This window comes from Budvicia diplopodorum (genome assembly GCF_009800925.1).
GTDB lineage: Bacteria > Pseudomonadota > Gammaproteobacteria > Enterobacterales > Enterobacteriaceae > Budvicia > Budvicia diplopodorum.
In genome coordinates this window covers 1-1,946 of record NZ_WOYF01000035.1, presented here as the reverse complement: position 1 = coordinate 1,946, position 1,946 = coordinate 1, and the positions used below count along the sequence as shown (strand labels likewise).

At 56.1% G+C, this 1,946-nt stretch carries 1 pseudogene; it reads left to right on the top strand.

Features of this window, described 5'->3' with window-relative positions:
• Positions 1-1,946, top strand: a pseudogene (locus tag GVI43_RS15655) (autotransporter outer membrane beta-barrel domain-containing protein); the annotation flags it as partial.

The following is a 1,946-nucleotide window of genomic DNA, read 5'->3' as shown; positions in this document are numbered from 1 at the left end:
AACACCGCCAACGGTGCTACCGTGAAAAGCGGGGCCAGCGTCAACGTTGCTCAGGCTAACGGCGGCTCTGCGCTGGTGGTGAATAACTCGGCGGCATCGGTTATTCAGAGCGGCAATCTTATCTCCTCCTCCACCACCGACGCGGTGGTGCGGGCTGATAAAGCCCAAAGCTTTACCAATACCGGCAAAATTATTGCTCACTCCGCGACGGCACAGGCCATGGCGTTTGATAGCGCCATCAATACCGTGTTAGTGAACGATACCGGTGCTGCCATTCAGGGCATCATCGCCATGAACGGCGGAAATAATAACGTCACCAATAAAGGGCTGATTACCGGTACGCTGAGTGCGGCTAACGGCAATAACCAGATGCTGTTTGAAACCGGCAGTACCCTGACCGGCAGCGCGACGTTAGGCCAGGGTAACAATCAGGTTACGCTGAACGGCACCGCCCATACGGATCAGGTGACGGCAGGCGGCGGCATCAATACCTTTACCATTAAAGGTACCGGTGCGACCTACAACCTGTTAGACGGTGGTCTGGGTGCCACCGATTCGCTCATTTTTGACGCCGCAACGCATACCATTGCGCAGGCGGCTAAGCTGCAGAACTTTGAGTCTGTGAAGCTGAAAAATCTGTCAACGGTTGTTCTTGGTGAAGCACTGGTATTAACCGACGGCGGCACCGGTGCCGGTGCGGTTGATATCGAAACCGGCAGTGAAATGGCCATCAGGCCAACGCTGGCGGGTAATTTTGCCTTTGACCCGCTATTGACCGGAAACGGGCTGTTATCCGTGATACTGGATGCCAATACCTCGGCCTTTGATTTCACCACTAATGTGGGTAATCAGTTTGCCGGTACCGCTAAGCTGGGTTTAAGCAAGTTTGATTTATCGGCCCAAAATACCGCCAGCCTGACGGCCGCGACGCTGCAAACCGACACCGGGAATATCACCACCGTGGGTACCGGCGTGCAGAATATCGGCGGCCTGACCGTGAACGGCGGCACGCTGGTTTTCGGCTCGATTATGCCGGGTGACACGGTGTCTGCCAACAGCATCGTGACCTCCACCGCCGGAACGCTGGATATTCGCGGTAGCGGCACCGTTCAGGTCACCATGCCGAGCGCGGTAATTAACGACGTGCCGGCAATCAATACGCGCAACAGCCTGTTTAAACAAGATGATGAGACCACGCTGGTTAAGCTGGTTACGGCTAAAGGCAGCGTGCTGGGTAATGGCAGTGCCATTGTGTTGAAAGACAACCTCGGTAATCTTATTAGCAATGCCCAAACCTTCGATATTAATCAGAATGGTACCGTGGTGGCCGAAGGCACCTACGACTACAAACTGATGAACGGCGACGGCAACACCGTTGACGGCCTGTATATCGGCTATGGTCTGACCCAGTTAGACCTGCAGGGTACGGCGGCCAATGCGTTAATTCTGACGCCAAACGCGGGTGCGACCGGCAAGGCGGCTGACCTGAGCGCTAAAATCATCGGCAGCGGTGATTTAGCGGTAGAAGCCGGTACTCAAACCGTTAGCCTGTCTAACCAGCTTAACCACTACACCGGTGACACCACCGTGCGTAACGGTACGCTGGTGATGGCGAATAATCACGTGCTGGGCAATACGGCTAACTTAACCGTTAACAACGGGGCCGCGTTTAACACCGCTGACGGCGCAGGCAGCTACAGCCAGACCGTGGGTGCGTTAAATACCGTTGGCGGCGCGTCCGTGACGCTGGCTACGGGCAGCGTGTTGACTATCAGTGATACCCAGCGCGCTGCCGGTGTGACTGACGGCGGAACCATCGCTGACAGCACCCTGAGCGGTGCGGGTGAACTGCGCGTGTCTGGCAGTGAATTGGTGGTGAACGGCGCTAACGCCGGTTATACCGGTGACGTGACGTTGTCTGATACGTCGCAGGCTACCTTAGACGG